At 38.7% G+C, this 6,491-nt stretch carries 4 protein-coding genes; all 4 read right to left on the bottom strand.

The genetic code is table 11. The features are described 5' to 3' along the window. A partial coding sequence (locus W7W_RS22555) for a hypothetical protein (RefSeq protein ID WP_010665337.1) occupies window positions 1–2,085 on the bottom strand: 2,085 nt, incomplete at its 3' end. Between the two features lie 492 nt (window positions 2,086–2,577). Continuing rightward, window positions 2,578–3,222, bottom strand: coding sequence for a hypothetical protein (locus W7W_RS0119585; protein ID WP_010665336.1), 645 nt, complete (start codon window positions 3,220–3,222; stop codon window positions 2,578–2,580). Between the two features lie 1,606 nt (window positions 3,223–4,828). Next, window positions 4,829–5,890, bottom strand: coding sequence for a DUF2027 domain-containing protein (locus tag W7W_RS0119575; protein WP_010665334.1), 1,062 nt, complete (start codon window positions 5,888–5,890; stop codon window positions 4,829–4,831). Window positions 5,891–5,942: 52 nt separating this feature from the next. Next, complete coding sequence (locus tag W7W_RS23015) at window positions 5,943–6,254, bottom strand: transposase (protein ID WP_157202517.1); 312 nt, start codon at window positions 6,252–6,254, stop codon at window positions 5,943–5,945. Window positions 6,255–6,491: the final 237 nt, after the last annotated feature.

Here is a 6,491-nt window from a genome sequence, read left to right as displayed (position 1 = left end):
TGAAGTACTGGCAGTTGCACTACAGTTTGTCGTATTAGCAACATCAGTCACAAGCACTGAAATGATATGATTACCAATTGATGGCAAGCTGGTCGCATCATAGCTCAATGTGGAACTGGTTGCCCCGGCTATATCTGTTCCATCTAATTGCCATTGATAGTTATAAGTTCCACTACCTGTTACATTGGCTGTATAGTTTGCTGGATTTCCTTCACAAACTTCTATGGAACCACTTATTGTCACTTCTGGAACATCATTTACAGTCAGTTGAACACTTGCAGATTCATTGCAATTCAAAGGACTATCTGTATCGGTAACAGTTACTGTAACAGTATAATTTCCAGCGGTTGGAAGACTGGCCGCATCAATATTCAGAACTGAACCCGTTTCGCCAGGCAAAACAGTGCCACCAAGTGACCATTCATAAGTATAGGTACCACTGCCTGTTACATTAGACGTAAAAGTTACGGCTGTTGATTCACATACTTCCTGATCGCCTTCGTCAATACTTACTTCAGGAGTATCATACACGTCCAATGAAGTACTGGCAGTTGCACTACAGTTTGTCGTATTAGCAACATCAGTCACAAGCACTGAAATGGTATGATTACCAATTGATGGCAAGCTGGTCGCATCATAGCTCAATGTGGAACTGGTTGCCCCGGCTATATCTGTTCCATCTAATTGCCACTGATAGTTATATGTTCCACTACCTGTTACATTAGCTGTATAGTTTGCTGGATTTCCTTCACAAACTTCTGTGGGACCACTTATTGTTACTTCTGGAACATCATTCACCACCAATACAGGAGCATCAGCAGCAGCAGACTGACAACCAAGCGCATCAGTCACCACAACTGTATATACATCCCCATCATCATCTAAAGAAGTGGAAGCAATAGTTATGGTAGGTTGATCGACAGTAGAAAAAGAAGGATTATCGGCTGTAGACCAGGTATAAGAATACGGAGTTGCACCACCTGAAGCATTTGCGTTAATATCGACAGGACTTCCTTCACAAACTGCCGTCGGATTTAAAGAAGGTGCAGCAGTTGGATTATCGTCTATAGTAACCGTTACCGTAGCTGAAGCAGTACAATTTGTTGGATTATTGGTATCTTCAATTTCAAGGGTGTATTCATAATTTCCGGGAACTGTTAAAACAGCAGGATCAGAAACCGTAATGGTATGTCCTGTAACAGTGCCAGACAGACCGGGTCCGGTCCAGTTATAAACATATCCGGAAGTTTCCGGAGCACTATCAAAAAGTTCAAAAGGTAATCCCTGACAAATAGGGTCACCAGAAGTTCCGCTGGCAGGACGATAGTCCGGGTTGGGAGTTGGATTTGGGTTAACGATTACGTTCACTACATCATCCATCATAACTGAACATGTAGGACTACCTCCTCGTCTGGCTTCAATAGCATACTCAGCTTCCTGTGTTACCGTAAAAACAAGGGGGTTTCCTGTTCCACCAACAGGGAAATCAGAAATTGTAGTTGTACCACCAATAGTTGTATGCAAATAATACTGATATGTACTTTCAGAGTTGCCTAAAACAAGATCAGCTGATTCTCCTTCACAAATTTCAACTACACTATTACCAGCCCCATCATCAAAAGAGAACTTATCAGGACTTTTCCAAACATAGGTATCATCATACCCAACAGCAATAGGCCCATCGTTGGTATCATATATTGTATACGTAAAACGAATAACAGATCCATAATATTCTGAATCAACTCTATCCGGGAAAAACATTATCCCGTTTACATCTCCGGTAACAACTATCTCTTCAATCCATGTAGGGTGTTCTGCTGTAGAACCAACATTTGTCAGAACATTCCATTCAATATAAGAAGCATTTGAAGGAACACTTCCTGCATTAACATAAATTTCATCAGATCCACCTTGAGAACAATAATTGGGTTCAACTTCATCTATCAATGAGTGAATTCCTTTTAAAACAGGTGGATTGAAATTTAACTCTTTTCCTCCCTCACGTCCCTGCGCGTACGCCTCAGGCCCGGAAAAAGCAAACAATATGGTCAATAAAAAAACGAATGAAAGTAAAAATCTCTTCATGGCATCTCGTTTAGGGTAATGCTTTGTATCCAACTACACTTAGGCCATCAACACAAACAACAAAAATAATTTTATTCAACTATTCCTAATACTTTAGGGTCAAATATTTATTAACAATTTTCAAATTAGACTCTTCTTAACGAAGAATGATAAACCTTTGAGATATAAGCAAAACAAAAATCCTCTTAGGTGCATTTCAAAAATAAGCTCGCAAATTTAAACAAAAAATTCTAAAAATCAATCCGTTAAGAATGCACAAGACTCATCATCCTTAATCATTCTTTGAAAATAAACACCAGTAAATAAATGTTAATTTAGAAAGACTATAAATTTCTTCATATTTTGTACGTTTACAAACGACGATTGTTTCAACTCCCTGCAGAATAAAGGCTTTTCATTCAGAAAAACTACCGGGAAATTACCCTGCCAAAATATTTAATCACTTAAAAAGTGTATTTTATCATTAAATACACCTCATTCGTCAATAGACCTTTAACTCAAAAGTTTATTTAAAAGTTGTGGCTTTTCCTCCAAAGCCATCCTTGCAATTTTAATATAATCATTTAGCCAATCCTGCAAAACAATTACCTTTTTCTTCTTTTTCCGGGTCATTTCCTTTGACAAGTTCTTTGCATGCTCAAATCGAGTATTTAACTCTTCAAGTTTTTCCAGGTCTTCCAGAATGTTGTCCAGATCATTCCTTTTCACTCCAAAACCCTTTAGTGCATCTAACCATGAAGTTTCAGCAATGAGGTTTTTACAAAACATATAAACCTGACGATACCATTCATCAAATTGCTTCTCTCTGGGACCATCCAAACCAAGGGTTTTTCCTGCAAGCTCATTTTCATCAAATACGATGCGCCCCAGCTTGACAATCCTCATATATCGTTTTTGCAAGTCCTTATACAGTTCTCCACGTTGCCGATTCAACTCCTTCCTTCTCTCCTGAGCAGCTTCCTGTTCCTGATCAATCTGTCTAACAGCTTCAAGCAACTCTCTTCCCTGCTCCATCTCTCTCAAACCATATCCAAAAGAACTCATTGAGGAAACCAATCCCTGGTCGGACAGACTCTGACCAAGAACATCATCAACTTTATTTATAAAGTTATCAAATGGCAATTTTGAATAATGCATATCTTTATTAAAAATAATAAAACTATAATATTATTGCAATATCTAAAATTCAATTTAATAATGCAAATATTTTTTCATTTATTCTGAAATATAATTTCATTTAAATTTTTATATCAGATAGATAAACTTTGAAAAATATTAAAAATAATAAGTAAATATTACAAAATTTTCAGATAGATAATAAAATATATAAAATTACACTCCAGTTTGCTGTTTTTGAGTTATTTAAATAAAATAAATTAAATTTATATTCAGAAACAATTAGAATATACCATTGTATATGAATGGGATTTTAAAGCTAAATAATGAAGTATATTTATTGAGTTTTTATAACAGATAAAAAAATAATTTTTCTACGCTGATTATTAGTTATTTAAATCCAAAACTGAATATAAAACCCTGAGATATCAAAAAGGGAGGTAACTTTTTTTGAGAAAGAAAAAACCATAACTATCGCTCAAAAGCCCGTCTTACGGCACCTTAAACGTCTAAAGCTCAGGTCACAAACACTCTCTGGTCGTACCTTCCTCGTACCTTTTTCGACATTTTTCGACTCCTTATATGCCAAACAAGAGTCGAAGCAGGTACGACGATGCCCCGAAGAAGATTGTGCGAAGGGCCGAAGAAACAATAACCAAGTGTTGCTGAGCCCCAAAAAGGTGTTATGAAAAAAGATCTCCCTCCCCCTCAATTCCGATCGAGGGGAATATAAACCGTCATCTCCCACACCAAAGCAGGTTAAACGAATTTGTAAAAAGCAACATAAAGATTTAGAAAATTGTCAGATCATTGAATATAAAAGTATTCATGACATTCAGAAGAACCATAACTCTACGGGAAGGCCTGGCTCACCAGAGACGAGGTGATATAAGCCCCTCATGTGGAGACAAGGGGCAGTGGAGGCAATATGCATCCTCAACATACCGGTTTTGGCCCCTGACAGCGAGCGGCAGAATGGCAATAATATTTACTGGCTGAAAGATTGATTCTCCACTCCATTACCAGTGACAGATTTTCGTAATATGCAAAACATCAGTGGGTTAATAGTTGGCCCCCATTCGGGGACATGGTTTCATTTGTTCCAGTTACCCGGGTTATCCACCCGGGATTATTCAAATTTGCCCCCTGCGGGGACGGGACAATTCAGTCATATCCGCATTATGACCCAAAATTATTTGGGGTAGCCACTCAGAATGACAAAAACCATAACTATATAGGTATTCCCTTTTCAGAGATAAAAAAGAAAAAGCCCCTCGTGCGAAAACGAGGGGCATTGTAAGAATTAAATCCTTCTGTTTGATATATGACTGATACTATATTGCATTCATAGATAAAGTACCTATCCCTTATAACACCGGTCCTCAAAATCCTCATAAGAAACCCATTGCGTCATTTCGTTTAATCTTTTATTAAAAAACCATTGTAAGGACACACGCTATAAAGTTTCCGTCTATAAATTAAGCTCATTCAGCAAAGTACAAAGATGTTTGGTTAGAAAGTCCCGGTTGCAAGGCTTGCGAAGTCCGAAAATGCGGAGTTTACTAAAACTTAAATGATCGATTTTCGGGCAAGCGTAACGAAGCAAAAGGTACTTTATGGACAAACACTAAATGATCACCATCGTAGCCCCATAACCATACTCCCGGAATGAGGCATCCTGGAAATTATGCGATTTATACCGTGTATTCAGCAGGCGACGTACCTCATGTTTTAGCGTTCCATTACCCAGCCCATGGATAAAGACAATCTTCTGACCTTTCGTCTTTTGGTTTTCCTCCATCACTTCAGTGAAACGATCAATCTGTAGCTTTAGCATATCGGCATTAGATAGCCCACGGGTATCATCCAACAGCTCATGGATATGCAAATCAACCTCAATAATATCGGAATTTTTCTTCTTGGACGGCTTAGGTGCAGCAGAATTCAGTTCTCCTTTTTCACGGAGCACTTTACGGGTTTCCTGTTTTGTCAGGTTTTCCATCTGACGCTCCAGTTCGTTTTTGATGACAGGCAACAATACGGCCCGCTCATAAAAGAAGTCATTATTTTTAAAAGCATTGTCCTTGAAAAATTTGTGGGCTTTGATCTTCATCACTTCCTTCACCGGATCAAGAAGCGCAAATGGTTTGTCCTTACGGTAAAGCAACACCTGAATATGCCAGGAGACATCCAGTTTGGAGGCATCCAACTGATCGAGTGACTCCTTGGTATTGGGTTGAATCCGGCCGTTGTATAACTCCCGGGCCAGTCCGTCCTCTCCTATCTCTACAATCAGGTAAAGACAATAGAAATTACTATCATTGACCAGATGAAAATCGACCATCTGTTTGTCGCCTTGATGTCCCCCATCCAGAAAAGCCAGATAAAACCGGGGCTGCGTGTCATCGTGCCGTTCATCCGTTTCTGCAAAGCCATCCTCATCCATTTCGGGTTCTTCCTGTGGCGATGATTGCTTCACCAAAGGCTGCTCGCTCTTACTAGCAGAAGAGGTCTGCGGAGCCACCTCACTGCGTTCTATCACCACAATCTCATTGGCTGGCATGGGTACTTCAAAACCAATCTCATCCTCTACATATACAATTTTCCCTTCTACCCGGGTGACCAGTCCGCCTCCTACATCGTTCAGGAACCTTACTTTGTCTCCCGGTCTGATATCTGTGTTTTTCATAGTTTGTAAGCTTTAGGGCAAAGGTAAAGGAAATTCGTGAATTTCCTTTACGCTATGCCCTATCATAGAAGATATCTCCTTTCCAGTTTTTAGGATTGTTGATAATGTAGTTTTTTATACGATGATAGGATCGTTCATCACGGATTACATGATCATGATAATCATGTTGCCAGTTTTTTGCACCAGGAGTTTTGCGTAAGATATTGATATCCTTAGAAGTCTTCATCTGCAACTTTCCCATAATCTTGGGAATGATCCTTCGTCTGCGGAGCTTACAATATTCCTCTACCTCTTTCTTGGTAGGTTGATAATTGAGCTTGTTCCACCATTTATCCGAAAGATAAAACTCCTGATTTTTCTGCATATTATAATCATCCACTGGAGATATACCATTATTATAGCCATAATCTTTCAAGATGATTAACAAGTGAACAATAGTGTCCTAAACATTTTCCCAAAAGGGATTTCATCCCTTTAACCCTGAATTACTTTTTTTGTCTTGACACAAAAAAAGTAATCAAAAAAAAGTCAAGACTTAGCCAGCTTTCGCTCTAAAAACTACGGTTCTTTTATCGTAATCGTCAAAACTCATCTCGCTTGC

This window comes from Marinilabilia salmonicolor JCM 21150, from assembly GCF_000259075.1.
In the GTDB taxonomy this organism is placed as follows: Bacteria; Bacteroidota; Bacteroidia; order Bacteroidales; family Marinilabiliaceae; genus Marinilabilia; species Marinilabilia salmonicolor.
This window is presented reverse-complemented; position numbering and strand designations above follow the sequence as displayed.

Coding starts and splice junctions, on each gene's coding strand:
- W7W_RS0119585 (WP_010665336.1), bottom strand. CDS start 3,222: ATGCATTATTCAAAATTGCCATTTGATAACTTTATAAATAAAGTTGAT.
- W7W_RS0119575 (WP_010665334.1), bottom strand. CDS start 5,890: ATGAAAAACACAGATATCAGACCGGGAGACAAAGTAAGGTTCCTGAAC.
- W7W_RS23015 (WP_157202517.1), bottom strand. CDS start 6,254: ATGCAGAAAAATCAGGAGTTTTATCTTTCGGATAAATGGTGGAACAAG.